This window comes from Candidatus Methanocrinis alkalitolerans, from assembly GCF_029167205.1.
GTDB classification, from domain to species: Archaea; Halobacteriota; Methanosarcinia; order Methanotrichales; family Methanotrichaceae; genus Methanocrinis; species Methanocrinis alkalitolerans.
Map to the genome: position 1 here is coordinate 1 of NZ_JARFPL010000016.1, position 23,993 is coordinate 23,993.

Sequence of the window (23,993 nt, forward strand, 5' to 3'; positions counted from 1 at the left end):
GAAAACGGGTGCTGCAAGAAGAATTCTCCTGCGAAGCAGCAGGGATTGATTGATCATAATTGGACTCTGCGTGAACTACTTACACACCCATATTATATAACATCAACCGGATAAACGGTCACCACCCGATTCTTCTCTTAACCGATGACCAATGGGGGTGGTTTACATTTGGGAGATCTCCCTAAAAACTTATCCCAGCTTCGAGGCGGAAGGCGCACCGGTCCGCCGCCGGAGCGAATGAGGCTTCCTGCTATAAATTGTTAAATATGCCTTTCATCAACTATTACTCACGATGAAGTACACAATCGTCCTCGAACCGCAGGAAGAGGGAGGCTATACCGTCCGGTGCCTCGAACTGCCTGGGGCCATAAGTCAGGGCGAGACGAAGGAGGAGGCCCTGATGAACATCAAGGAGGCGATCGGGCTCGTTCTTGAGGATCTCAGCCAGGAGCTTCTGGTTGAGAACGCCGAGGTCCTGAAAGTGGAGCTGGCGGATCTCTGTTAAGCTCCCGGTGATCTGGGGAGAACGGCTGATAAAGATACTCGTCAGAAAGGGCCTTTTCTACAAAAAGGCAGGTCGCAAGCCACGTTCTCCTCCAAAAGGGAGATCGTCTTTTCGGTCCCTCTTCACGATGAACTTAAGACAGGTACATTGAAAGCGATTTTGAGCCAGTCGGGCCTAGAGGTCGAAGATCTTCTGAAATGATGCCGCAATTCTGAGATCCAAAAGCAGCTTTGCATATGTGAGGTGGAGAGGTCCGATCACAATCTTCTGGATGGAACCCTTAGCCGCAGGTAAAAAGGAGGATGGAGGGGGAGGGGGAGATTTCCCCTCTACACCACCTCCTCGCCGGTCCTCACCCGCACAGACCTCGCCACCGGGATGACGAAGATCCTCCCGTCGCCGGGCCGTCCGGTCCTGGCGGCCGTGGATATCGTCTCGATCAGGCTGTCGACGGCCTCGTCCTTCACGATCAGCTCGATCCTGACCTTTGGGAGGAGGTCGACGTCCATCGTCCTGCCCCTGAACTGAAGCTTTATCCCCTTCTGCTCGCCCCGACCCGTCACCTCGCCGACGGTCATGCCCACAAAGCCCTTCTCCTCCAGAGCCTTTTTGACCTGCTCAAGCCGTTCGGGCCTGATTATGGCTTCAACTTTCATCATCGCCAATCACCACCTTCTGCCACCTATGCGTAAGCCTTCTCTCCGTGCTGGGATATGTCAAGCCCTACGTACTCTTCATCTTCGGTTACCCGTAGACCCATCGTCGCATCGACGACCTTTGCCAGGATGTAGGTAACAACGAAGGCATAGATTACCGCAGCACCGGCTCCGATAACCTGGGCAACGAACTGGTCGACGTTTCCCTGGAGAAGGCCGGAGTAGCCGCCGACAGCCTCGACGGCGAAGATCCCCGTCGCAATGGCACCCCAGAGGCCGCCCATGCCGTGGACAGCCCAAGCGTCCAGGCTCTCGTCAAGCCCCTTGCCGACCCTGAAGAGGAGCGCCATGTAGCAGAGGATCCCGGCGACCGCGCCGATCACCAGGGCCGCCATGGCGTCGACGAACCCCGCCGCCGGGGTTATGGCTACGAGGCCGGCGATCCCGCCGCTCACCATGCCAAGAGCGCTCGGCTTTCCCTTGACCCAGGAGGCGAAGAGCCACGCCAGGGCCCCCGCCGAGGCGGAGACGTTCGTCACCACGAAGGCGTTCGCTGCAAGGCCGTCGGCGGCGAGGGCGGAGCCTGCGTTGAACCCGAACCACCCGAACCAGAGGAGGGCGGCGCCGAGCATCGTCATGGGGATGCTGTGGGGCTCCATGTCGTGGTCACCGAACCCGATCCTCTTGCCGATGACCAAGGCTAGGGCGAGGGCGCCGAAGCCGGAGCTGATGTGGACGACCGTCCCCCCGGCGAAGTCGAGGGCCCCAAGCTCCCCCGCCCAGCCGCCTCCCCAGGCCCAGTGGGCGAGAGGGTCGTAGACGAGGGTCGTCCAGAGGAGGCCGAATACTATGAACGATCCGATCCTCACCCTCTCGGCGACGGCAGAGGTTATTATAGCGAGGGTTATCCCGGCGAAGACGAGCTGGAAGACCATGAAGAGGAGGTCGGGTATCGTTCCGTCGCCGGTGTCCATGCCCACTCCCCGGAGGCCCAGAAAGTCGAGGCCGCCTACGAATCCGCCCACTGAGGTCCCGAAGGAGAGGCTGTAGCCGACCAGCACCCACTGGACGCTGACCAGGGCCAGGGCCAGGAAGGATAGGCCGATCATGGAGACGACGTCCTTCTTTCGGACGAGGCCTCCGTAGAAGAGCCCGACCCCCGGTATCATCAGCATCACCATCGCCGTGGCCACCAGGACCCAGGCCGTATCACCGCTGTCTAAAACCATAATTCACCACCAATTGATCTTCACGGGTTATAGTCCCTTCGAGCCGTCAACGGATGTGGCTCGTCTGAAGGGCGGAATACCGCCGGGGATTTATAAAGAGATTTGATAAGGTTTCATATGGGGTATGAAAAGAGCTTACCCTATATGTTCCGGTCTGATAAAAGAAGGACCAAAACCCCTTGCCGTATCAATCTGGCGATGGCCGATTGAAATCTCGGCCGATCTGAGGAATCGAGCTTTTCAGATCAATCGAGCTTTTTTTGGTATAATAGAGCTGGAGGATAGAGCGCGGAGGGGATGGGTTGGGAGAAGGAGGGCGGGACCGAATCCGACAGCACAAGGAGTGGCGTGAACCGGTGGGGTTTGTATCCGGGATCCCCATCGGTGAGCGGGCGGGGCCTTGGGGCGGTCGCCGGGATGCCAGGTCGAGACCATTTCGCCGCACCTGGCAGGGGTCCTCTCCACCTCTCTCGATGGGATACCTCGCCTTTTGTCATTCATTTCGCAGGCAGGATCTTGACCCTGATCTTCGACAGGCCCTCTCTTATCTCCGCCCGACTTCCCATCCTGGAGAAGATGTCTTCAATTTCAGTCCTGATAAACTTCTTAGGAACGTCGTATCCCAGGATCAGGGTGAAGTCCGTCTCGGAAGTCCTGATTAACTTAAAGAGGTTGCAGGCCTCCAGCCGCCGGAATACGGCCTCAATATCGTGGTTCTTATGGATGAACTCCTCGGCATGGGACTGGGATACTCTCTGATGCATCTCCCAGAACTTCTCTTTATCAGGATGCGACTCGATGAATTTCAAAAATATTATCCAGTGATCGACATCCAGTATGACGTGCTCGCCGTCGGAGAGCATCTGCGTATACGCGTAGATCCGATCACCGTCGAGGGATTCGAAGAGGGCTTTGTGTCTGCTGTAAAACCTCAGCGCCGTTCTCAATAGCTCGCTTTGAGATCCCACCAGATCCTTCTTCAGATCTCTGAATATGCCAGCAGATTCCTCGTCGAAGGAGATGGTGACGACGAATTTATCCGATCCTTTCGCCAGATCGCCCTCCTTTTCGCTCATGATCGCATCCTCCGATCGAGCTCGCCGCCGCGATCGAGGGAGGGGAGAACGACGATCTCCGCGCTCCGGCGAGGTGCATCCTCCCGGATCTTGCTGCCTTGGGCCTGGATCGCCCATGTAGAAATATTCACCTTCCCCCCACCTCGCTGCATTTTTGAACCCCTCCATATATGGAGATATTTGAGATTTTTAAATACAAATTATTACAGATTATGAATCCTCATTATAACATCATAATTTTTGATCAATTTCATTTATGGCCAATAAAATGCATCATATCTTCTCAAATAGCTCCTTATATGCCGGTAGAATAACCAACGTGCTGGAGGTGGTAAATAGGTGCGACAGATAGCAATCTACGGAAAAGGCGGGATCGGCAAGTCTACGACGACTCAGAACCTGACCGCAGCCCTATCAACGATGAATAAGAAGATAATGCAGATCGGATGCGACCCCAAGGCGGACTCCGTCAAGATGCTGATCGGGGGAAGAAGGCAGCCTACGGTTTTGGACACCCTCCGAAAGGAGGGCGAGGTGACCCTGGAAGACGTCATGTTGGATGGATTCGGCGGCATAAAATGCGTCGAGTCCGGAGGTCCGGAGCCTGGAGTCGGCTGTGCGGGCCGGGGCATCATCACTTCCATCGGCCTCTTGGAGAACCTGGGAGCCTATTCCGACGACCTGGACTACGTCTTCTACGACGTCCTGGGAGATGTCGTCTGCGGAGGCTTTGCCATGCCGATCAGAGAGGGGAAGGCTAAGGAGATCTACATCGTGGCCTCGGGGGAGATGATGGCCCTTTACGCTGCGAACAACATCTGCAAGGGAATTAAAAAGTTTGCCGAATCCGGCGGCATCAGGCTCGGCGGCATAATTTGCAACTCCCGAAAGGTCGACCGGGAAGAGGAGCTCGTCTCTGCCTTCGCCGAAAAGCTCGGAAGCCAGATGATCCAGTTCGTGCCGAGGGACAACGTCGTCCACCAGTCGGAGATCCACAAGCAGACGGTGATACAGTACGCGCCGGACTCCGACCAGGCGAGGGCGTACCTGAGCCTCGCCAAGAAGATCGACGAGAACGAGATGTTCGTCATCCCCAAACCGATGGAGTACGAAGAGCTGGAAGAGGTAATGGCAGAATGGGGCGTTGCAGCATGAAGATGATAAGGGCCATCGTAAGGCCCGAGAAGGTAGACAGAGTTGCGGACGCCCTGGAGGAGGCCGGATTTGTGGCCCTGACCAAGCTGGACGTCTTCGGCAGGGGAAAGCAGAAGGGGATCAGGGTGGGCGAGATGGTCTACGACAGCCTCTCAAAGACGATGCTGATGATCGTCGTCGACGACGATAGGCTGCAGGAGGCGGTGAGAGTGATCGAGGAGAGCGCCAGGACCGGAAATATCGGCGACGGCAAGATCTTCGTCACCCCTGTCGAGGAGGCCCACACCATCAGGACCGGTGCCAGGGGGCTATAGATGAAAGAGGTGGTAGCCATCATCCAGATGAAGAAGATGGAGGAGACGAAGAACGCTCTGGACACCGTCGGCTTTCCCGCCTTCACAGCCTACAAGGCCCAGGGGCGGGGCAAGCAACGAGGCCTGGAGATCGTATACCCCTCAGATCTAGAGGAGCTACGAGAGGGGTCGGTGAAGTTTCTGCCCAAGAGGATGATATCCGTGGTGGTGGAAGACGAGTTCGTGCCAGCGGTGGTGGCCGTGATCACCAGGGTCAACAGGACCGGCAACATCGGCGACGGCAGGATCTTCGTCTCTCCGATCGAAGAGTCCGTCAGAATAAGGACGGGCGAGCGTGGCAGTGAGGCCGTCTCATGACCTCGAAAACCGATGAAAAAAGGCCGGTAAGCGTTGCTGAGAGCCAAAGAATAGTAGAAGAGATCTACGAGGACTTCCCGGAGAAGACCGCGAAGGATCGGAGAAAGCACCTCGTCGTCAAGGACTCGTGCAAGGTCGAGCAGAAGATCGAGGCCAACTCCAGGACGGTTCCGGGGATTTTGACCAACAGGGGCTGCGCTTTTGCCGGCGCCAAGGGCGTTGTCTTCGGTCCCATCAAGGACATCCTCCACATAATCCATGGCCCCATAGGCTGTGCCTACTTCACGTGGGGGATGAGAAGGAACCTCGCCAAGGCCGAGGAGGGCCAGGACAACTTCGGGGCCTACTGCTTCAGCACCGACGTCAAGGAGACGGACATAGTCTTCGGCTCTGAAAAGAAGCTGGCCAAGGCGATAAGGGAGGCCTACTCCATCTTCAAGCCCGGATGCATCGCGGTCTTTGCCACCTGCCCCATCGGCCTCATCGGAGACGACATCGAGTCCGTCTGCAGGAAGGCCGAAGAGGACCTCAAGATCAAGGTGATACCGCTCCGGTGCGAGGGGTACAGGGGCGTGAGCCAGTCCGCTGGCCACCACATAGCCTCCAACGCCTTGATGGAGCACCTGGTGGGGACCGAAGATATGGAGGACCCTGGACCCTTCGCTGTCAACGTCTTCGGCGAGTACAACATCGGCGGCGACTACTGGGTGGTCAAAGACCTCCTGGAAAGGATCGGCTACAACCCGATCAGCTCCTTCACCGGAGACGCCTCCTTCCATGAGATAGCAAGAGCCCACCATGCCAAGCTGAACATCCTCCTCTGCCACCGGTCGATCAACTACACCAACCGGATGATGGAAGAGAAGTACGGGACACCCTGGCTGAAGGTCAACTACCTCGGCGTGAAGGATACGATCGACACCCTGAGGGACATGGCAGCCTTCTTCGACGACCCCGGTCTGAAGGCAAAAACCGAGGAGGTGATCGCCGAGGAGATGGCGAAGATCGAGCCGATCATAGAGATGTACAGAAGAAGGCTTGCCGGAAAGAGGGTGATGCTCCTGGTGGGAGGGTCTCGCGCCCACCACATCAGGAACATGTTCGAGACCCTGGGGATGGAGGTGGTGGTCGCAGGCTACGAGTTCGCCCACCGAGACGACTACGAGGGAAGAGGTGCCCTCTCCGACATCGTCCATACCGGCAGGTCGAAGATCCTGGAAGATATCCACTACGAGCGCGACCCGAACGTCGTCTCTCCTTACGACGACGAGATGATCCAGAAGAAAAAGGAGAAGATACCTAGGCTGATGGACTACGAGGGGCTCTTGCCCCATATGAAAGACGGCCAGATAATGATAGACGACTACAGCCACCAGGAGTGCGAAAGGTTGGTCAAAGAGCTGGAGATCGACATCTTCTGCTCTGGTATCAAGGACAAGTACGTCTTTCAGAAGATGCACATCCCCTCGCGCCAGATGCACTCCTACGACTACAGCGGCCCTTACACCGGCTTTGAGGGTTTCGTGAACTTTGCAAGAGATATGGACATGGCCATCAACAGCCCGACCTGGAAGTTCGTAACTCCACCATGGATGGGTGATACCGGTGCTTGATTACACTCCAAAGGATATCGTGGAAAGAGATACTCTGGCGATAAACCCCGCCAAGATCTGCCAGCCCATCGGAGCGGAGCTTGCCTACAAGGGCATCCATAATTGCATGCCTCTCACCCACGGCTCGCAGGGGTGCTCCTCGTACCTTCGGATGCTCCTCTCCCGCCACTACAGGGAGCCTTCGATCGCCGCCACCACCTCCTTCACCGAGGACTCAGTCGTCTTCGGAGGCAGAAACAACCTGAAAGAGGCGGTGGAGAACATCACCAAGCTCTACCGTCCGGAGGTTCTGGCCATCAACACGACCTGCTCATCGGAGACTATAGGCGACGACGTCGTCTCCTTCATGGAGGAGATCAAGTACGAGCCCTTCTTCGATCCCGAGATGAAGGTCGTCATCGCCAGCACTCCAAGCTACGTCGGGTCCCACATAACTGGTTACGACAACGCAGTCAAGGCGATCGCCCTGACCTTCGCCAAAAAGGGGGAGCCGAACGGGAAGTTGAACATAATACCTGGCTTTTTCGAGCCCGGAGACATACGGGAGATCAAGAGGCTCCTCTCGATCATGGGAGTTTCCTTCATAGTATTTCCCGACATCACGGGTGTCTTCGATGCGCCGCTCCTGCCCGAGTCCGGCGACCTCTACCCTCCTGGAGGGACGACGATCCCCGACCTCGAGGACACCGCAAACTCCACGGGAACGATAGCCCTTGGAAGGTGCGCGGGAGCTTCAGGGGCCATGGTCCTGAAGGGCAAGTTCGGGATCCCGGCAGTTGTCGGCCCGATGCCGATCGGGATTAGGAACACCGACACCTTCGTCATGGAGGTCTCAGAGCTGATGGGGGTTCCGATACCTCCCGAGCTTGAAGACGAGAGAGGAAGGCTCGTGGACATGATGACCGACGCCCATCCCCACTTCCACGGCAAAAGGATCGCAGTCTACGGCGACCCCGACACGGTGATCGGCATCGTGGGGATGCTGGCGGACCTGGGGGCAGAGCCGGTCTACGCCCTCACCGGAACTTTCGACAAGCTCTTCGAAAAGGAGATCCAAAGCGTCGCCCCCGCTTGCGAGGCGATCACTGGCGACCTATTCCTTCTCCACCAGAAGATCAAGAACAAGCCAGTGGATATGTTGATCGGAAACTCCTTTGGAAAGTACATCGCCCGGGCTGAAGACATACCTCTCGTGCGGGTCGGCTTTCCGATCATCGACAGGGCCAATTTGCACTACTTCCCGACCCTCGGATACTGGGGTGCTGCAAGGCTCGTCGAGATGATAGGAAACGCCTTCCTGGAGAGGATGGACCGAGACGCTGACGAGGCCCACTTCGAGCTGGTACTCTAGGAGGAATGATCATGGGAATCATCAAGACTTTCGACGAGAGGGCGGATCACATCAAGCAGAAGAGCGGGACCGACCCGGTTCCCCTCGCCTGTAGCAACGAGAGCCTGGCGGGAGCCGTCAGCCAGAGAGCCTGCGTCTACTCCGGCGCCCGCGTGGTCTTAAACCCCATAACCGATGCTCTCCATCTCGTTCACGGACCGATAGGATGCGCCAGCTACACCTGGGACATAAGGGGGAGCAGCACCAGCGGGCCGACCCTGTACAAAAAGAGCTTCTCGACGGATATGAAGGTGGCCGACGTCATCTTCGGCGGGGAGAAGAAGCTGGCGGGAGCGATTAGAGAGCTTGCGGCCCGGTACAGGCCGCCAGCGGCTTTCGTCTACTCGACCTGCATAGTCGGCGTGATCGGAGACGATCTGAAAGCCGTCTGCAAATCCGCATCGTACGACCTGGGCATACCTGTCATACCGGTCATGTCGGAGGGGTTTCGGGGCAACAAGAACGAGGGGTACAAGGCGGCATGCAACGCCCTCTTCGAGCTCTTAGGAACCCGGGATTACGTGCCAAAGAGCCCCTATGCCATAAACCTCCTCGGCGAGTACAACGTCGCAGGCGACCTCTGGAATGTTTTGCCCCTCTTCGAGGAGATGGGGGTCGAGGTAATCGCATCTTTCACCGGCGACTCCAGGGTCGAAGAGATCCAGCGTGCCCACAAAGCGAAGCTGAACCTGGTCCAGTGCAGCGGCTCCATGACGTATCTAGCAAAGAAGATGGAAGAAAAATACGGCATCTCTTACAGGCGTGTGAGCTTCTTTGGGATCGGTGACATCTCCTCGGCCCTCAGGACGACGGCCGAATTCTTCGAAGATCCGGGGATGATGGAGCGGGCCGAGGAGATCATCGCAAGGGAGACGGCGAGGATCGCGCCCGAGATCGAGCGGCACAAGAGCAGGGTTGCCGGAAAGAAGGCCGCCATATACATGGGAGGCGCCGCCAAAGCCGTCTCTTTAGTGAGGGCTTTTGGAGAGATAGGGATGGACGTCGTGATCATAGGAACCCAGACCGGCAGCAGAGACGACTACAAAAAGATCAGCTACATCGTCAAGGAGGGGACGGTCATCATCGACGACGCAAACCCCCTGGAGCTGAAGGAGCTTCTGGTTAAGCAGGGGGCCGACCTCCTGGTCGCGGGGGTGAAGGAGCGGTTTCTCGCCTACAAGCTGGGGGTCGCCTTCTGCGACTTCAACCACGACAGGACCACCACCTTCGAGGGGTTCGACGGCATCGTCAACTTTGCAAGAGAGGTGGACATCACCATCAACAGCCCCGTCTGGAATCTCCCAGTGGAGAGGGTCGGTGGAGCGCTGATGAGAAGTGAGGTTGAAACAGAAATCGGAGTGGATCAGACAGAGATAAGAACGGAGATCGGGACGGAGATGAGACGAGAGGTGAGCGGCGTTATCGATGCAGGAGGCGAGACGGTTGTCTGAGAACTATGCGACTGTCAACCCCTGTTCGATGTGCATGCCGATGGGCAGCGTCATGGCCTTCAAGGGGATCGAGGGCTGCATGCCCATATTCCACGGGTCCCAGGGGTGCAGCACCTACATGCGCCTCCACCTAGCCCACCACTTCAGAGAGCCGGTGGACATAGCCTCGTCGGCTTTGAGCGAGAAGGGCGCCGTCTACGGCGGAGCCGCTAACCTCAAAAAGGGGCTCTTGAACGTGATCCAGGGCTACAGTCCCAGGGTCATAGGCATCGCCACCACCTGTCTAGCAGAGACGATCGGAGACGACGTCGTCCAGATCGCAAAGGAGTTTCAGCGAGAAGAGCCTCATGCAAGGGACGTCGCCATAATCCCGGCATCGACCTCCAGCTACTCGGGATCTCACGAGGAGGGCTACAACGAGGCCCTGAAGGCGATCGTCAAGACCCTGGCGAAGAGGAGTCGGTCGAACGCCAGGTTTAACCTGGTGATCGGGTCGATCATCTCCCCGGCGGAGGTCAGATACATAAAGTCGATGCTGGAGGACTGGGGATGCGGCTTTGACTACACCCTCCTTCCTGACATCTCTGAGACCTTCGATGCTCCTCTCGCCGCCACCTATCTCAAGATCCCCGAGGGCGGTACGCCCCTGGCCGAGATAAATGAGATGGCAAACTCCAGAGAGACCCTGACCGTCGGGGGATCGGTCTGGGGCGGAGGCGCTGGAGATTACCTCGAAAAGGAGTTCGGCGTGCATCACACCGTACTGCCTCTGCCCATCGGGGTCGAGCAGACGGACAGGTTCGTCGGAAAGCTCGAAGAGATCACGGATCTGGGCCTTCCCGAGAAGTACGAGAGGGACCGGGGCCGTCTCCTGGACGCCATCGTCGACTGCCACAAGCTGGTCGCAGGGGTCAGAACCGCGGTTTTTGGAGACACCGAGATGGCGCTGGGAGTGGCAAAGCTCCTCTGCGAGATGGGGATGGACCCGAGGGTGATCGCCACCGGGTCGAAGAACGCGGAGTTCGTCAGGAGGGGCGAGGGTCTGACCCCCGGATCTGAGGTTCTGAGCGGGGTGGACTTTTCCGAGATTCACGAGGCGGTGGCAAGAAACGATATCGAGCTATTGATCGGCCCCTTCACCGGCAGGCAGATCTCGAAGGCCGAGAATATACCCCTGCTGAGGGTGGGTCTTCCCAATCATGATCGGTTCGGAGCGTCCCGTCAGATGGTCCTCGGGTACGAGGGGACGACGGGACTTGTGGACGAAATAGCCAACACCATCGTGGAGATGAACGAGAGGGATCGTTGACAAGGTAACCAGAAGGCTGAGATGAACAATCTAGCTTTCTGACGGTTGCAGGTCCCGACAACTTCATATACTTCATGCCATAGTTGGACTCAACCGGCCTAGGTAAACATATATGTTTACCTTCCTGGAGTTATGTTTATTATTATGTTTACAACAAGGTGTCCCAATGAAATACAGCGCTTTATCAATCATGATCGGACTGATCCTCGCTGCAAACCTCGCAGTCGCGGGGCTTGCTGCCGAGGATTCCCTCCTCGTTTATTGTGGCGCAGGATTGAAAGAGCCGATGGAGGAGATCGCCGCCCTCTTCGAGGAGCAGGAGGGGATAAAGATTGAGTACACCTTCGGCGGAGCAGCCCAGCTCCTCATCCAGATCGAGCTCTACCAGACCGGGGACCTCTACATGCCCGGGGCTCGATCTTACATCGACTCGACGATCGAGAAGGGGTTCGTCGACGAGACTGCAAACGTCGTCTATCACGTCCCCTGCATCATCGTCCCGAAGGGAAACCCTGCAGGGGTACAGTCTCTTGAAGACCTGGCAGAGCCCGGCGTTAGGGTCGCCCTCGGCGATCCCCAGGGTCCTCCCATCGGAAAGGTCTCAAAGAAGATGCTGGAGGATCTTGGGATCTGGGAAGAGGTCGAAGAGAACGTCGTCACCTTTTCAGTAACTGTAACCGAGCTTTTGGTCTACATATCGATGGAAGAGGCCGATGCTGCCATCGTCTGGAAAGACCTCTATGATCCCGAGACGATGGAGAAGGTCGAGATAACCCAGGAGATGAACGGGATCAAGGTCGTTCCCATCGGAACTCTCGTCTTCTCCGAAAAGAAGGAGATGGCTGAGAAGTTCATGAACTTCGTCGCCTCGGAAGAAGGAAAAGCGGTCTTTGCCGATCACGGGTTCGCCACCTATCCGGACCCGAAGTATGAGGTGTGAGGATCCTACTATTCAAATTGTCCGTTTAACGGGTTCGGGTTGGGATATACTTGATTAAGAAATTAGTTGCACCGATCTTGGCGATCTTCGTGATCGCATCTCTCGCCGGAGGGAGCAGCTCAGAGGAGCTCGTCGTCTTCTGTGCGGCCTCCCTCACCGGGGCTTTCGGCGAGATGGGCCAGATCTACGAGGATGAGAACGGCGTTGACGTGATGCTGAACTTCGACGGGACTCAGGCGATACGAACCCAGGTAGAACAGGGAGCCATCGCCGACGTCTTCATCTCCGCCAACAAAAAGCACATGGACGCCCTGATGGCGGAGGGGTTCATGGACAACGATACCGTCTCCATCTTCACCGAGAACAGGATGGTGGTGATAGTTCCGGCAGATAACCCCGCCGATATCCAGAGCTTCTCGGATCTCGCAGAGCCTGGGGTGATGATCATCACAGGGGTCAAGGATGCGCCTTTTGGTAGCTACACCCTTCAGGTATTGGATAAACTCGCAAACGATTCAACCTACGGTCCGAAGTATCGAGAGGCCGTCATGAGTAACGTCATCAGTCAGGAGACGTCGGTAAGCCACCTGGTATCAAAAATCGCCCTGGGAGAAGCGGATGCGGGATTTGCCTACCAGTCCGACATATCACCCGAGCTATCCGAGCAGGTCTCAAAGGTGGAGATCCCAGACCAGTACAGCGTGGTGGCCGAGTACCCCCTCGGAAGGCTGAAGGAGTCGGAAAACCCCGACCAGGCCGCAAGATTCATCGAGTTCGTAAGGTCGACAGAGGGCAGGGCGGTCCTGGAGAAGTATGGTTTCCAGCCAGTTTGAGCGGCGCTTTGGTTGGCGCAGGATCAAAGAAGAGGGGATCTCAGGGGTCAGGAGAAGGGCCCTCAAGGTCGGGCTTGCCCTCCTCCTGGTCCTGGCAGCCGCCTTCATAGCCCTCCCGGTGGCTTCCCTCTTCATCAAAAGCGCTTCGGGGATGGCGTTCCAGTCTCTTCGGGACCCGGTGGTGACGGACGCTCTGACCTTGAGCCTCTTCACCGCCACCATCACGGTGGTAATAGTGATCATTCTGGGAACGCCTCTCTCCTACCTGAACGCCCGGTTCGATTACCCTGGAAAGGAGATCGCAGACTCCCTGATCGAACTTCCGGTGATCATGCCGCCGATGGTGGGTGGGATCGCCCTGCTCATGGCCTTCGGCAGGATGGGGGTTCTTGGCCAGCATCTGCACGCCGGGGGCGTGAACATCGCCTTCACCACGGTGGCGGTGGTGGTGGCCCAGGTATTCGTCTCGATGCCCTTCTACCTGCGCCAGGCGAGGATCAGCTTCGAGGACGTGGACCTGGTATTCGAGAACGCCGCCCGGACTCTCGGAGCCAGCCGGACCCGCGTCTTCTTCACCGTGACGCTTCCCATAGCCACAAACGGCCTGATCTCAGGGGCGATCATGGCCTTCGCCCGGGCTCTTGGCGAGTTCGGGGCGACGATAATGTTCGCCGGAAACTTCCAGGGCAGGACCCAGACGATGCCTCTTGCGATCTACACGGCGATGCAGGGCGATCTTAAGATCTCTTTATGTCTCGCACTGATACTGGTGGCCTTCTCCTTTGCAATCATAGCCCTTGTCAAGATATTGACCCGCAGGATGTACAAGAACGATGTTAGAAATTGATGTTAAAAAGAAGCTGAGGGACTTCGACCTGGACGTCTCCTTGAACGTTCCAGAGGGCGAGATCCTGATGCTGGTGGGAGAGAACGGCTGCGGCAAGAGTACCCTTCTCAACATGGTGGCGGGGCTCCTCTCTCCGGACTCAGGCGAGATCACCCTTGCGGGCGAGCCCCTCTTCGACTCCAGCCTCCGCATAAACCTCTCCCCGGAAATGAGGAACATCGGGTACGTCTTCCAGAACTACGCCCTCTTCCCTCACCTGAGCGTCTACGAGAACGTGGCCTTTGGCCTGCGCACCCGTCGCCTCTCCAGGCAAAAGATTGAGGTGAAGGTGAAAGAACAGCTGGAGGTCTTCGACCTGTGGGGGATGAGAGACGCAAAGGCCGTGAACATCTCTGGAGGGCAGAAGCAGCGTACGGCTCTTGCAAGGGCTCTTGCGATCGAGCCTCGCCTTCTTTTGCTGGACGAGCCGTTGTCAGCTCTCGACATAAGGAGGCAGGCGGAGATGAGAAAGGAGCTGAGGATTCTGATCAGAAACTTCGGCGTTCCGAGCATAGTCGTCACCCACGACCTCCGAGATGTGGTCAGCATCGGCGACAGAGTGTTCCTCCTGGAGGAGGGAAAGGTGATCCACTCGGGTCCCGCAGAGAAGGTCTTCAATGCGAAACCCCTCACCGGTGCGGTGATGCCCACACGAACTCGTACTACTCGTCTCGCTCGTCCAGCAACGCCGAGAAGTTCATGAATCATGCATGAAGAGTGGACAATATGACAAAGGAAACGGGAAAAATGGAAACAAGGACGATGGATATCCGATATCGACCCATCGGAATCATCCATTCTGAGTATACGAATCATGAGGAGACCCCCATCCAGGGGATTTTCAACAGTTCCTCCAAAGGCGAGGTGGAGCTTTTTCCCGAGTACGTCCCAGGGCTGAACGACCTGGAGTCCTTCTCCCACATCATCCTCCTCTATCACTTCCATCGGGCGACGGGCTGCACCCTCCTCCAGAAGCCCTTTCTTGATGGGGAGAAGGAGCGCGGGATCTTCGCCATACGCCACTTCAACCGACCAAATCCCATAGGAATCTCCATTGTGGGGCTGTTGGCGGTCAGGGGCAACGTTCTGGAGGTCTCCGGAATAGACGTCCTGGACGGAACGCCCCTCCTAGACATCAAGCCCTACGTGCGCCAGTTCGACCATCGAGAAGAGGCGAAGAGCGGGTGGGTGGACGAGCAGCACATCCAGGATATCGGGGCCTGGAACAGCACACCAAAGGAGCTGAGGAAAAGGGAGAGGACGAACGTCTGAGCGATTTTTGGTGGATCATTTAGCAGAAGATAGACCGTCTTCATCCAATCGAATCGACTAGAAATGAACATATAGCGTGCGGGTCCATAACTTTTATCAGTCCATGAACGAGCCCGAAAAAACGTACAATTCAAACGCGATCCTTCACGAAATCTCAGGATCGATGGGAAATTTCGCAACGGTCCTTCCGATCGTCCTCGGTGCAGCCCTCGTATCGGAGGTGGACCTGGGGCCCGCCCTCCTCTTTTTCGGCGTCTGGTACATCGTTATGGGAATTCATTACGGGATTCCGATGTCTGTTGAGCCGATGAAGGCGATCGGCGCCATCGCCATCGCCGAAGAGCTGACATCTGGAGAGATCGCGGCCTCGGGGATGATCCTGGGGGCGGCGCTTTTAGCCCTGGGGCTTTTCCGGGGATTTAGGCGGCTGCAGGGTCTGATTCCGGAGAGCGTCGTTCGCGGGGTTCAGCTGGGGCTCGGCCTCATTCTCCTCAGGACGTCATTGGGTTTCATCAGTCAGGACTTATTCTTCTCATCGGTCTCTATCGGCATCGTCCTTCTCTTCCTCGTCGCCAAAAGTCGCTGGAACCTTCCCGACCTCTCCATCTTGGTCGTCTTCGCAATCGGCATCGGATACGGCATCTTCACAAAAGGAGCCCCCGAGATTCAGATGATCTCGATCGATCTTCTGCCCGTTCCCGGTTTTGTCGACTTTTTGTGGTCAGGGTGGCATCTCGTCCTGCCCCAGATCCCTCTCGCCCTAACCAACGCCACGGTGGCGGCTGCCCTCACCGCCCAGGACCTCTTCAAGAAACGAATCAAGCCCGACCAGCTCTGCGTCAGCATGGGCGTCATGAACCTCATCTCGGTCCCCTTCGGGGGCTTTCCGATGTGCCACGGGGCCGGCGGCCTTGCAGCCCACCGCCGTTTCGGAGCAAAGACGGGCCTTGCCACCGTCATCGGCGGGGTCATCCTCCTCGTTGTGGCATTCTTTTTTGCCGGTCCCGAGGCTCTCGCCCTTCTTCCGATTGGCTTATTCGGGGCGCTCCTCCTCTTCGTCGCCCTGGAGCTGGGAAGGTGCGGCCTGAGGACGGATGCGCCCCTCCTCACCGGCAGCATGGCTCTTCTGGCCTTGTTCACCAACGTCGGTGTGGCCTTCATCTTCGGGATCGTTCTCGCCGAGGTTATGAAGCGCTAGATCCGGGTTCCGTAAAACAAGCTCTTGTTTGGGAGATGGCGCCCTCATTCGCGGTACAACCTCACCGCCTCGTCCAGAAATCGTTCCATGAGCCCGTTCATCTCCGAGATGGCGTCAAAGCCGGCGAGGATCTCCACCGCGTCCTGGACGAACCTCCCGCCGCCTGCGAGCTCTTCAGAGCAGTTTCTGATGAGGTTCTCGATACCTTCCGCCGTCGCCTCCAGGTGGAACTGCAGCCCTATCGCCCTTCCGAGCTGGAATGCCTGATTTTCGCACGCTTCGCTCTTCGCCGTATGGATCGCGCCGGGCGGGATCTCGAAGGTGTCGCCGTGCCAGTGGAGAGCGACGAACTTCTCGGGAAGGACGCCGAATGTCTCAGATCTTTTTGCCTCCGGCGTCAGGCTGACGGGATGCCAGCCTATCTCTCGTTCTTTGTTTTTTAGCACCTTTCCGCCCAGGACGTCGGCGATGAGCTGGGCCCCCAGGCATATCCCCAGGACCACCTTCCCCTCATCGATCGCCCTTCGGATGAGGTCCTTCTCCTGGGCGAGCCAGGGGTACCTCTCCTCCTCGTAGACGTTCATGGGGCCGCCCATGACGACGAGCCAGTTGAACTCCGCAGGATCCGGGAGGGGTTCTCCCCGGAAGAGGAGGGTCCTGGAGATGGTGTAGCCCCTCGATATCGCCCAATCCTCGATCGTCGCGAGCCCCTCGAAGGGGACGTGCTGGAGGCTGTGGATCCTCATATAGACTGTTCAGATGGCATCGGCGGATTTATAGGCTGCTCACCGGTGTCGTCTGCGGACCCGGCGGCGATCCGGGGACGCTATCGGGTCCATCAGGGACGAGGAGACGCCCCCAGAGCTGGGGGGGTGTTTGCGACCTACCACCGGTTCGGGGCCAGGACCAGGCTATCGATGGCCGTAGGAGGGTCGAACCTCATCTTCATCGCCCTCCTCTATATCGCCTCTCCCGCTTCGATCCCCTCCCAGCCGCCGGGAGGCGCGTCGATGAGAACCTCCCCGTAGCTCCAGAGGTCGGATTGAGGGAGAGATCGGGTGCCTATCAGGGCGACGGCGTCGATCTCGTTCCAGCCGGAGACCCTCCTCGTATCCAGGATGATCCTGATCCGGTCTGAGGGGAAGTCGGCGTCGATATCGATGGTGGAGATCCGGGCCTTCGTCGCCGGTTCCATCCTGCCCTCCCAAGCGAGGTGGAGCTCGCCGTCCTGGTCGTAAATCTCGATTCCAGCGATCGCCCCGGGGTTATAGGTCTCGTAGATCTCAACCCTGGTTATCCAGACGGGGACCTCATACTCCAGGTCGAGCCACTGGATGCCCTCGTCTTCTTCCAGCGAAGCCCAGGCGGTCGTTATATCCCCGTGGTCGGGATAGGTGTCCGGCTCTCCCGTCGCCTGAAAGGCGGACCACCCGGTGGACGAATACTCGCTGCTGGCGGTGGCGGCTACCGCCCACTGGACGAATTCTTGGGCCTCGGCCCCAGTCGCTCCGTCCCCGTCCTCCGGATCTCTGGTGGAAGGCTCGATGGCGGGTTCATCCAGGGCGCTTGGATCTTCCGCCACGTAAACCCCCCGAACGACGCTGATCCCTCTGCCCTCCGACGCCAGGTTCTGCGACCAGGTCTCCGGATCGCTGTCGATGATCGTATAGCTCCCCGGCTTGATGAAGGCGTACGGCCAGACTTCCCAGTAAGCGTTATTCACGCCCCCCTGGCCCTCTCTACCGACCGCATCCCAGGGACCGTAGACGGTCCCATCGTCATGGCGCAGCGCTATCGTCCCCGGAGGTTTACCCTGGTTTTGATAGTGATAGTCCATAACGAAGGTCACCAAGAGAGGCGAGTCTATCGAGAAGGTGGCGAGCGCCGTGGGGTTGCTGGAGACGGCGTAGATGTTGCTGCTGCTGAAGATCTCCTCGTCTTCGATATCGATTTCATACTCTGGAGGAGCGACTATCTCGGGCTTGGAGTCTAGCCAGGACCGGTCTATCGTCTCGATCTCTTCCGGATTGATCGATCCGCTGCTGGAGGAGTAGAGGATGCCTCCCCTATAATCGGGCAGAGCCGCAAATATCTCGCCCGAAGAGACGTCCATCTGGTACCTGTAAACGGATCGAGCCTCCGAGACGCCCATCCCGTAGACCATGAAGATGTCGGCTTTCCCCTCATCGGTGCCTTCCGCCATCAGATAATAAGATCTGTTCTGAGGGCATTCCAGCTCCGTCCAGTACGTCCCGTCGCCAAGTGGGAACCTTCTCATGGAGATCTCTTCTATCTCCGCTGTGGGAACGCCTCCGGGAAATCCGGTGATCTTCCCGTCTTCGTCCTCCAGATAGAGGTTCACCGGAGAGAAGCCTACTGCTCTCCCATTCTTGTTCTCTTCTGCCATCTTCGTCTTGATCCAGACCCGTCTCTGGTGTTCTGTCAGCCGATTCAACTTATCTTTCGTCTCCTCTGGAAGATTCCTACCATAATTCATCTCGGCTTTGGTGAGCTTCTTATCCTTCGGATCGACGTAGTCACCGCCGACGGTTGGATATTCAGGAGTGCCTTCGTAAACGCTGCTACCTCCGATCCCGTAGAATGAACCCGCTTCCAAAGGACCCGATATAGGTCCCCCTGCATAACCACTTATTGAAGTGCCCACATTTTCCGGGCTGAAGATCCCCGACCATTGGTGTATACCATACGTTTTTGGCTCCTGATCTATCCATGGGTCGAGGACTATCCCCGAATCGGTCCAGTCGGTGCCCTTTGGATAGATCACCACAGCCTGGTGACCTCCCCAGAGGGCTTCTATGGGCCCATAATCCCACTCGTCGAGGAGAGCCCTCTCCTCGGGATCATCGCTGAACCTCAACGAATCCAATAAGTGGAGGACCTTGCCCTGGTATCCGCCGCATTTGAATTCGTCGTACTCATCTCCGTAATATGGCAAAACGGAAAGGAGGTTGTTCTTATTGCCCGAACTCGTTATCCCCTTCGGTATCCTCTGCTCATAGAGCTGGAGTATTTTGTAGAGCTTCAGTTCTTTTGAGGGCCTGGGCTTGAACCTCGGATCTGGGATCCCAGCCTCGACGGCCTCATATCCGTCTTGAGGGTCTGATTGCGGGGCCGATCTATCAAGAGTCCCCTCGACGACCACGCCCCGGTGACCGGCGTTGAAGCTTCCCGCCAATCTGATGGAGAAGCTGGCCGACTCGGCATCAGCGGGGATGGGAACCGTCACGGTGAAGGGCTGGCTCATGGGATCAGCGACTTTGCCACGAGGCAATAAACCCCCCTCGGGGAACTTCTCTTCGTGAAACGTCTCCGCCTCCTTTCCGTCGACCATGACGCTGACGTCAATCGTCGCGCCCCAGCCGTACATCGCCGTCGCCACCCCTGAGATCGTCAGCTCACTACCTGTGAGAGTGCCACCGACCGATCGTGATAGGGTGAAGCCCTCCGAATCTTCGGGAGTGGTCAGAGTTGCTCCCGAGACGGAGTAGCTCACCTGGAGTCCGTTGAAGGGAGCTGCGGGAAAGACGTCGGCGATAGCCACCGGGGCGCTCAGCGTCAATAGCACCATGGAGAACGCTGCAATCCATGCAGAATGGATCGAAATTTTTTTGATTCTCATATTAGCTGCCTCATATCCTTCTAAATTTTGATCTCTTGCCAATCTCCGACAGCATTCTAATCCCCCAATATTCATCCTGGAATCTTTCGGTTTTCCATCTCAGAAAGCCTCGGCAAATCCTCGGCAAATATTGGATAGGCCGAGATCCTGTAAAGGTGGCGTATATCTCGATCGCAGAGATCCGAGAGAGTCTCATATCTCCATCTCCCCGAACCCGATCCTCTCCAGCGCCCTTCCCGCCGCCTCTCGAACTCCCCTCTCCCCGTCCTCTGATGCCAGATGGGCCAGGGGATCGAGGGCCCTTCTGTCACCGATCTCGCCGAGAGCTCTTGCGGCCTCCCACCGGACCCATGGGTCTTCATCCTTCAGAGCCTCGATGAGGGGATCGACGGCCCTGGGATCACGAATCTCCCCGAGAGACCTCGCTGCCTCCGATCTGACCCTCGGCTCCTCATCCTTCAGAGCCTCGATGAGGAGATCGACGGCCCCCGGACCGCCGATCCTTACGAGAGCGCCCATCGCCTCCTTGCGAAGATACCTGTCCTCTCCCCTAAGGGCCAGGGTCAACCGGTCCAGATATTCGTCTCTTCCCAGTTTCACAAGAGAGCTGGCAAAGCAGAGCTGTACGACACAATGATCGCAGAGATCGGGGATGCAGGGGCAGCCGACGGACCCTTCGGGCTTTTGAGGGACCGTTTCCGGGGAGACGGCCCTTCCATATCCCCGATCCCCTAGTGCTTCGCCGGATACGATCGAGGCGACCTCGTCCTCCTCCAGGAGGGCCTCTTTGAGGGGACCTATGGCCCTCTCATCCCCGATCTTGCCGAGGGCGATCGCGACGACACACCGGACCTCCCTGACCTGATCGTTTAGGGCGACGACGAGGGGATCGATCGCCCTCTCATCCCCGGTCTCCCCGAGGGCCCAGGCGGCGTTCAGCCTCACCTCGCGGACATCGTCTTTGAGGGCTTCGACGAGGGGATCTACCGCCCTCTCGTCGCCGATCTCTCCGAGGGCCATGGCCGCCTCCGCCCGGATCTGCCAGTCCCCGTCATCGAGATCTCCGATGAGTTCGTCCACCCTGTCGGCGGCCCCCGGCGAAGCCAGGGCCGCCAGAGCGAGTAAGGACAGAACCTGGTTTATTCGAATATTCTCCACTCTCCTGGAGATGGTGGCGGTCATCATCAAAGAAAGATCTATCGATCCTGAAGGAAACCCCGAGAGGCCCCTATCTCCGTCCTCCTCCGACCCCCCGTCCCCTCGCCCTTCCTGAAATGAAGGGTGGGGGGCTGGATCACGTTCATCATGGGAGTGAGGATCGGACCGTCCCCTCGCCCTTCCTGAAATGAAGGGTGGGGGGGTGGAGATAACTCCGGTGAAGAGGTTCACCGGACCCTCACAAACGGCACCCCCCTCCTCTGGGCGTCCCTCAACTGCTCGCCGAAGGTGAAGTAGTAGTCGTATCTGTAAGTTCTCCCGTCTGTCGTCGTCACGGTGATGGGCATGTTGAACGCCCCCCAGGTCCACAGCTCCAGCTCGAAGTTGTTATACGGGTTTCTGCTGGTTTGCTCCGACGGGCTGAAGGTCGGGTGGAGCTGGTAGTGGACGGACCTGATCCTGTAGAGGTCGGGGCCCGTCACCAGGACCTTGATCCTGAAGATCTGTCTTCCCTGTAGGTTGGTGGAGTAGTAGACCCTGTTCGTCGCCGGGTCCACCGCCTGGGTTATGATCTGGATGTTGGGCCTGACGCCGGGCTGGGTCGGTGGAAGAACGGGGGTCGTCCCTCCTACGTGGAACGTCAGGATATCGCTGTAGGGACCGTTTCCTATCTGGTACCTGGCCTGGTAAGTCCCCGGAGAGTCGGCATAAAACCAGATTCTGTATTGATTGCCAGCCCAGACGTTTCCGAAGTTGTAGGTCCGAACTTGGCCTGTGGGATAGCGTTCCTCCAGGATCAGCGGCCCCGAGCTGGCGGGGATAAGGAGGAGCCTCGCGTAACGGTAGAGGGGTATGTTTACGCTCCGCCAGTACCGCGTCCCATCGCTGGAGACGATCCAGAAGAGGTTCTGGCTCCCTCCAGGAATGAGCGCGAAAGCGCCCGCAGAAGCTGTTGGAGATGATGCCCGGCTATATTGTAGAGACGTCCCCTCCTCGATCAGGGCTCCTGAGCTCTCCGCGATGCTGCTGGGGAAGTAGGCTTCAGAGGCATCGGAGGTCTCAGCAGGCGGCGGCTGGATCCAGCCAGAGGATGTCGTTTCCATCTCTCCAGAAGCGGGTCCCCAATCTGCTGATCCCTCCCAGCCTCCACTTTGGGCAAAAGACGGGGGGCAGAGCAAAATTACAGCCCATATCAGGACCGTCACCTTGATGATGGATGCATTAATCATAAGATACAATTGAATATAGCTGGATAAAAACTTTTCATTCAGATCGGACCCGCGCCGAAAGGATAGATCCCAGATTGAATCCCATCACCAATAGCGGGTTTCCCATGGGCATGCCCCTGGAGGGTCCATAATCTCATGCGCCCATGCTCAAGCTCAGCCTCAGAAATCTTCTGATGGGGAAGCCGGCGCCCTGTATTCTCTATGCCTCCAGCTCCTCCGCCCTGGCGGACGCCGCCTCGGCCTCGGCGTCTCTTCCCAGGGCATGGAGGACGGCGGCTCTGTTCCACCAGGCCTCGGGATCTTCTGGGTCGAGGCCTATCACTTCGTCATAAGCGAGGAGGGCTTCGTCATACTTTTTCAGGCTCTTGAGGGCCAGAGCCTTGTTGTTCCAGGGGTGGGCGTATTCTGGATCGAGGCCTATGGCGAGATCGTACGCCTCTATCGCCTCTTCCTCCTTTCCGAGATCGTAGAGGGCGACGCCTTTGTTGTTCCAGCCCTGGGTGTATCCCGGGTCGAGGCGGACCGCTTCTTCGTAGGCCGCGACCGCCTCCTCATATCTGCCCATGAGGTAGAGGATCACGCCCTTGTTGTTCCATGCGCTGGCGTCTTCGGGGTCGAGGCGGATCGCCTCCTCGTAGGCGATAACCGCCTCATGGTGGCGCCCCAGCTCTCCCAGGGCGATCCCCTTGTTGTACCAGGCGTGGGCGTAAGCGGGATCGAGGTTTATGGCCGCATCATACGCCTCGATCGCCTCGATGTACCTGCCCATGTCCCTGAGGGCGACGCCCCTGTTGTTCCAGGGGTAGGGGTCGAGGGGGTTGAGGGTGATGGCGATCTCGTAAGCCCGGATCGCCTCTTCGCACCTCCCCTGATCGTAGAGGGCAAGCCCCCTGCCGACCCAGACGAGGGCCGACTCCGGGTCGAGGGCGATCGTCTCCTCCAAGAGGTGGGCCTCTATGAGGGGTCCCGCCGCCCCCAGGTCGCCGATCTCAGCGAGAGCAGCGGCTGCCCTCGCCCGGACGATGGGATCGTCGTCCTTCAGAGCCTCCATGAGGGAATAAGCCGCGGGTTCGCCGATCTTGACGAGGGCCTTGCCTGCCTTCCCTCCAACCTCGGGGTCGGAGTCCCTCAAAGCTCTTATGAGGGGATCGACAGAACCGGGATCGCCGATCTTGCCGAGGGCGTCGACGGCGCCCCCCCTAACCCCGGCGTCCCCATCTCTGAGGGCGAGGTAGGCGAGGGGCTCGAGGGCTGCCGGGTCGCCTATGGTCCCGAGGGATATGACGGCTTTGAGTCGGACCGACGGCTCGGCGTCTTTTACGGCATCGATGAGGGGAGCGACGGCCCGATGGTCGCCGATCTTGCCGAGGGCCTCTGCGGCTTCGCCCCGGACGTCCCCATCTGCGTCCCTGAGAGCGGCGATGATGGGGTCGACGGCTCCGGGGTCGCCGATCTCTCCCAGGGCCCAGATGGCGGAAGATCGGACCTTTGCCGCGTCGTCGTTTATTGCTGTGATGAGGGGATCGACGGCTTCAGGGTCGGCGACCGCGCCCAGGGATCGAGCTGCCTTCTCCCGGAGGTCGGCCTGGCCGTACTTCAGGTCCAAGATGAGGTCCGCCGCCCCGTCGGCTGTTGCGGCGGAGGCCGCGGCGGAGGCAGAGGTGGCGAGAAGGGCCGCCAGCAGCAGTGCCGCGCCCGTCACCGCCACCACTGCCATCACCGCCGAGATCCCCGGTCCCAAAATGATCTCTCTATTCGTAATAACCCCCTCATGGTAACCGA

General features: G+C 58.2%; 25 protein-coding genes. 16 read left to right on the forward strand and 9 right to left on the reverse strand.

Annotated elements, in window-relative coordinates; translation table 11 throughout:
- The first annotated feature begins 292 nt into the window (after positions 1–292).
- Positions 293–505: a type II toxin-antitoxin system HicB family antitoxin gene (locus P0O24_RS06415; protein WP_316968916.1), complete on the forward strand. Its 213-nt coding sequence runs from the start codon at positions 293–295 to the stop codon at positions 503–505.
- Positions 506–607: 102 nt separating this feature from the next.
- Complete coding sequence (locus P0O24_RS12535) at positions 608–706, forward strand: type II toxin-antitoxin system HicA family toxin (protein ID WP_394356729.1); 99 nt, start codon at positions 608–610, stop codon at positions 704–706.
- 128 nt (positions 707–834) lie between these two features.
- Here the strand turns inward: P0O24_RS12535 and P0O24_RS06420 are convergent, their stop codons facing one another.
- The 4 genes from P0O24_RS06420 to P0O24_RS06435 all read right to left on the reverse strand — a co-directional run bounded on the left by P0O24_RS06420 (position 835) and on the right by P0O24_RS06435 (position 3,618).
- Positions 835–1,164 carry a P-II family nitrogen regulator gene (locus P0O24_RS06420; RefSeq protein WP_316968917.1) on the reverse strand — a complete coding sequence of 110 codons (330 nt, stop codon included), beginning with the start codon at positions 1,162–1,164 and terminating at the stop codon, positions 835–837.
- A gap of 23 nt (positions 1,165–1,187) precedes the next feature.
- On the reverse strand, positions 1,188–2,390 hold the full coding sequence (locus tag P0O24_RS06425) for an ammonium transporter (RefSeq protein ID WP_316968918.1): 1,203 nt from the start codon (positions 2,388–2,390) through the stop codon (positions 1,188–1,190).
- 497 nt (positions 2,391–2,887) lie between these two features.
- A complete protein-coding gene (locus P0O24_RS06430; RefSeq protein ID WP_316968919.1) occupies positions 2,888–3,466 on the reverse strand; it encodes a ribbon-helix-helix domain-containing protein in 579 nt (192 codons plus the stop codon).
- The gene (locus P0O24_RS06435) at positions 3,463–3,618 is read right to left on the reverse strand and encodes a hypothetical protein (protein ID WP_316968920.1); all 156 of its coding nucleotides are present in this window, start codon (positions 3,616–3,618) and stop codon (positions 3,463–3,465) included. Before P0O24_RS06435 ends, P0O24_RS06430 begins: the two co-directional genes overlap by 4 nt.
- 187 nt (positions 3,619–3,805) lie before the next feature.
- On the opposite strand from P0O24_RS06435, the gene cfbC reads away from it, so the two are divergent.
- From cfbC to P0O24_RS06500, 13 genes are all read left to right on the forward strand, one after another.
- Entirely contained in the window at positions 3,806–4,621 is an 816-nt protein-coding gene (cfbC, locus tag P0O24_RS06440) for a Ni-sirohydrochlorin a,c-diamide reductive cyclase ATP-dependent reductase subunit (protein ID WP_316968921.1), read from the forward strand.
- Complete coding sequence (locus tag P0O24_RS06445) at positions 4,618–4,935, forward strand: P-II family nitrogen regulator (RefSeq protein ID WP_316968922.1); 318 nt, start codon at positions 4,618–4,620, stop codon at positions 4,933–4,935. Before cfbC ends, P0O24_RS06445 begins: the two co-directional genes overlap by 4 nt.
- Positions 4,936–5,292 (forward strand): P-II family nitrogen regulator, encoded by a 357-nt coding sequence (locus P0O24_RS06450; RefSeq protein ID WP_316968923.1) that lies wholly within the window; start codon positions 4,936–4,938, stop codon positions 5,290–5,292.
- Positions 5,289–6,905 (forward strand): nitrogenase molybdenum-iron protein alpha chain, encoded by a 1,617-nt coding sequence (gene nifD / locus P0O24_RS06455; RefSeq protein WP_316968924.1) that lies wholly within the window; start codon positions 5,289–5,291, stop codon positions 6,903–6,905. The genes P0O24_RS06450 and nifD overlap by 4 nt, the downstream gene beginning before the upstream one ends.
- Entirely contained in the window at positions 6,898–8,256 is a 1,359-nt protein-coding gene (gene nifK, locus P0O24_RS06460; RefSeq protein ID WP_316968925.1) for a nitrogenase molybdenum-iron protein subunit beta, read from the forward strand. The genes nifD and nifK overlap by 8 nt, the downstream gene beginning before the upstream one ends.
- 11 nt (positions 8,257–8,267) lie before the next feature.
- Positions 8,268–9,746 (forward strand): nitrogenase iron-molybdenum cofactor biosynthesis protein NifE, encoded by a 1,479-nt coding sequence (nifE, locus tag P0O24_RS06465; RefSeq protein WP_316968926.1) that lies wholly within the window; start codon positions 8,268–8,270, stop codon positions 9,744–9,746.
- A complete protein-coding gene (locus tag P0O24_RS06470; protein ID WP_316968927.1) occupies positions 9,739–11,055 on the forward strand; it encodes a nitrogenase component 1 in 1,317 nt (438 codons plus the stop codon). The genes nifE and P0O24_RS06470 overlap by 8 nt, the downstream gene beginning before the upstream one ends.
- A 190-nt stretch (positions 11,056–11,245) precedes the next feature.
- Positions 11,246–11,995, forward strand: coding sequence for a molybdate ABC transporter substrate-binding protein (gene modA, locus P0O24_RS06475; RefSeq protein ID WP_316968928.1), 750 nt, complete (start codon positions 11,246–11,248; stop codon positions 11,993–11,995).
- Positions 11,996–12,072: 77 nt separating this feature from the next.
- On the forward strand, positions 12,073–12,828 hold the full coding sequence (modA, locus tag P0O24_RS06480) for a molybdate ABC transporter substrate-binding protein (RefSeq protein WP_316968929.1): 756 nt from the start codon (positions 12,073–12,075) through the stop codon (positions 12,826–12,828).
- A complete protein-coding gene (locus P0O24_RS06485) occupies positions 12,809–13,675 on the forward strand; it encodes an ABC transporter permease (RefSeq protein WP_316968930.1) in 867 nt (288 codons plus the stop codon). The genes modA (P0O24_RS06480) and P0O24_RS06485 overlap by 20 nt, the downstream gene beginning before the upstream one ends.
- Complete coding sequence (locus P0O24_RS06490; protein ID WP_316968931.1) at positions 13,662–14,417, forward strand: sulfate/molybdate ABC transporter ATP-binding protein; 756 nt, start codon at positions 13,662–13,664, stop codon at positions 14,415–14,417. Before P0O24_RS06485 ends, P0O24_RS06490 begins: the two co-directional genes overlap by 14 nt.
- Before the next feature lie 59 nt (positions 14,418–14,476).
- Positions 14,477–14,986 carry a tRNA (N6-threonylcarbamoyladenosine(37)-N6)-methyltransferase TrmO gene (tsaA, locus tag P0O24_RS06495; protein ID WP_316968968.1) on the forward strand — a complete coding sequence of 170 codons (510 nt, stop codon included), beginning with the start codon at positions 14,477–14,479 and terminating at the stop codon, positions 14,984–14,986.
- 103 nt (positions 14,987–15,089) lie between these two features.
- A complete protein-coding gene (locus P0O24_RS06500; RefSeq protein WP_316968932.1) occupies positions 15,090–16,184 on the forward strand; it encodes a putative sulfate/molybdate transporter in 1,095 nt (364 codons plus the stop codon).
- 44 nt (positions 16,185–16,228) lie between these two features.
- Here the strand turns inward: P0O24_RS06500 and P0O24_RS06505 are convergent, their stop codons facing one another.
- A complete protein-coding gene (locus P0O24_RS06505) occupies positions 16,229–16,930 on the reverse strand; it encodes a type 1 glutamine amidotransferase (protein WP_316968933.1) in 702 nt (233 codons plus the stop codon).
- A 45-nt stretch (positions 16,931–16,975) separates the two neighbouring features.
- On the opposite strand from P0O24_RS06505, the gene P0O24_RS06510 reads away from it, so the two are divergent.
- Positions 16,976–17,212, forward strand: a complete 237-nt coding sequence (locus tag P0O24_RS06510; protein ID WP_316968934.1) for a hypothetical protein — start codon at positions 16,976–16,978, stop codon at positions 17,210–17,212.
- Here the strand turns inward: P0O24_RS06510 and P0O24_RS06515 are convergent.
- The 4 genes from P0O24_RS06515 to P0O24_RS06530 all read right to left on the reverse strand — a co-directional run bounded on the left by P0O24_RS06515 (position 17,143) and on the right by P0O24_RS06530 (position 23,952).
- Positions 17,143–19,773: a hypothetical protein gene (locus tag P0O24_RS06515; RefSeq protein ID WP_316968935.1), complete on the reverse strand. Its 2,631-nt coding sequence runs from the start codon at positions 19,771–19,773 to the stop codon at positions 17,143–17,145. The genes P0O24_RS06510 and P0O24_RS06515 overlap by 70 nt on opposite strands.
- Positions 19,774–20,016: 243 nt before the next feature.
- The gene (locus P0O24_RS06520) at positions 20,017–21,213 is read right to left on the reverse strand and encodes a HEAT repeat domain-containing protein (protein ID WP_316968936.1); all 1,197 of its coding nucleotides are present in this window, start codon (positions 21,211–21,213) and stop codon (positions 20,017–20,019) included.
- Complete coding sequence (locus tag P0O24_RS06525) at positions 21,210–22,211, reverse strand: pYEATS domain-containing protein (RefSeq protein WP_316968937.1); 1,002 nt, start codon at positions 22,209–22,211, stop codon at positions 21,210–21,212. The genes P0O24_RS06520 and P0O24_RS06525 overlap by 4 nt, the downstream gene beginning before the upstream one ends.
- A gap of 199 nt (positions 22,212–22,410) precedes the next feature.
- Positions 22,411–23,952, reverse strand: coding sequence for a tetratricopeptide repeat protein (locus P0O24_RS06530; RefSeq protein ID WP_316968938.1), 1,542 nt, complete (start codon positions 23,950–23,952; stop codon positions 22,411–22,413).
- Positions 23,953–23,993 lie beyond the last annotated feature (41 nt).

Excerpts from the sequence above, each read along its gene's own strand:
- modA (WP_316968928.1), top strand. The coding sequence starts at position 11,246 with ATGATCGGACTGATCCTCGCTGCAAACCTCGCAGTCGCGGGGCTTGCT.
- nifD (WP_316968924.1), top strand. The coding sequence starts at position 5,289 with ATGACCTCGAAAACCGATGAAAAAAGGCCGGTAAGCGTTGCTGAGAGC.
- P0O24_RS06420 (WP_316968917.1), bottom strand. The coding sequence starts at position 1,164 with ATGATGAAAGTTGAAGCCATAATCAGGCCCGAACGGCTTGAGCAGGTC.
- P0O24_RS06515 (WP_316968935.1), bottom strand. The coding sequence starts at position 19,773 with ATGGTGCTATTGACGCTGAGCGCCCCGGTGGCTATCGCCGACGTCTTT.
- P0O24_RS06425 (WP_316968918.1), bottom strand. The coding sequence starts at position 2,390 with ATGGTTTTAGACAGCGGTGATACGGCCTGGGTCCTGGTGGCCACGGCG.
- P0O24_RS06500 (WP_316968932.1), top strand. The coding sequence starts at position 15,090 with ATGAACGAGCCCGAAAAAACGTACAATTCAAACGCGATCCTTCACGAA.
- P0O24_RS06445 (WP_316968922.1), top strand. The coding sequence starts at position 4,618 with ATGAAGATGATAAGGGCCATCGTAAGGCCCGAGAAGGTAGACAGAGTT.
- P0O24_RS06430 (WP_316968919.1), bottom strand. The coding sequence starts at position 3,466 with ATGAGCGAAAAGGAGGGCGATCTGGCGAAAGGATCGGATAAATTCGTC.
- tsaA (WP_316968968.1), top strand. The coding sequence starts at position 14,477 with ATGGATATCCGATATCGACCCATCGGAATCATCCATTCTGAGTATACG.
- P0O24_RS06490 (WP_316968931.1), top strand. The coding sequence starts at position 13,662 with ATGTTAGAAATTGATGTTAAAAAGAAGCTGAGGGACTTCGACCTGGAC.
- nifE (WP_316968926.1), top strand. The coding sequence starts at position 8,268 with ATGGGAATCATCAAGACTTTCGACGAGAGGGCGGATCACATCAAGCAG.
- P0O24_RS06505 (WP_316968933.1), bottom strand. The coding sequence starts at position 16,930 with ATGAGGATCCACAGCCTCCAGCACGTCCCCTTCGAGGGGCTCGCGACG.
- P0O24_RS06485 (WP_316968930.1), top strand. The coding sequence starts at position 12,809 with ATGGTTTCCAGCCAGTTTGAGCGGCGCTTTGGTTGGCGCAGGATCAAA.
- P0O24_RS06415 (WP_316968916.1), top strand. The coding sequence starts at position 293 with ATGAAGTACACAATCGTCCTCGAACCGCAGGAAGAGGGAGGCTATACC.
- P0O24_RS06435 (WP_316968920.1), bottom strand. The coding sequence starts at position 3,618 with ATGCAGCGAGGTGGGGGGAAGGTGAATATTTCTACATGGGCGATCCAG.
- P0O24_RS06525 (WP_316968937.1), bottom strand. The coding sequence starts at position 22,211 with ATGATTAATGCATCCATCATCAAGGTGACGGTCCTGATATGGGCTGTA.
- P0O24_RS06450 (WP_316968923.1), top strand. The coding sequence starts at position 4,936 with ATGAAAGAGGTGGTAGCCATCATCCAGATGAAGAAGATGGAGGAGACG.